We start from the raw sequence: 788 nt of genomic DNA, 5'->3' as shown, positions 1-788 counted from the left end.
CACGCCGGGAGCGCGGTGCTCGTGGGGACGCTGTCCGCGGTCGTCGTCTACGGGACCTACGTCGCCGCCGCGGGCGGCCAGCCCGTCGCGGCGCTCGCGCTGTTGCTGTTCGGCGCGGTCGTGTTGGCGTCGGCGTTCCGGTGACCGATGGTGCCCCTATCGTGACCGTTCGAGCCCGTCGGATCGGGGTCGCTTTTGTACTCCGGGACGGATCGGCGGGTATGGACACGGCAACGACCGCGTCGGCGGGGTGGTCGGCGTGACGGAGCTCGTGACGTTCGGCGAGACGATGCTTCGGCTCTCGCCCCCGCGGGGGGACCGGCTGGAGACGGCCCGCGAGCTCGACGTACAGGCCGGCGGTGCCGAGAGCAACGTCGCGGTCGGCGCTGCACGGCTCGGTGCCGACGCCGCCTGGATCTCGAAACTGCCCGACTCGCCGCTCGGCCGCCGGGTCGTGAGCGAGCTCCGCAGCCACGGCGTCCGAACCGGTGTCGCGTGGACCGACCCCGCCGAGAGCCGCGTCGGGACTTACTACCTCGAACACGGCGGGAAGCCCCGCGGTACGGACGTGATCTATGACCGGGCCGACTCGGCGATCACGACCGTCGAGCCCAGCGAGCTCCCGACCGAGGTGTTCGAGTCGGCGGCGTACTTCCACACGACGGGTATCACCCCGGCGCTCGCGCCGGCGACGCGGGAGGCGACGACCACGCTGTTGCGGGCGGCCGGCGACGCCGGCGTGACCCGGACGTTCGACCTGAACTACCGGTCGAAACTCTGGGAGCCGG

At 72.5% G+C, this 788-nt stretch carries 2 protein-coding genes; both read left to right on the top strand.

Features of this window, described 5'->3' with window-relative positions:
* The coding region (locus ACFQEU_RS18335) for a DUF7519 family protein (RefSeq protein ID WP_465261182.1) at positions 1-144 on the top strand (144 nt) is incomplete at its 5' end.
* 115 nt (positions 145-259) lie between these two features.
* Positions 260-788: PfkB family carbohydrate kinase (locus tag ACFQEU_RS16990; protein WP_379784060.1), on the top strand; the 529-nt coding region annotated here is incomplete at its 3' end.

The sequence above is a fragment of the Halorubrum tibetense genome (genome assembly GCF_042661865.1).
Classification (GTDB): domain Archaea; phylum Halobacteriota; class Halobacteria; order Halobacteriales; family Haloferacaceae; genus Halorubrum; species Halorubrum tibetense.
This window is presented reverse-complemented; position numbering and strand designations above follow the sequence as displayed.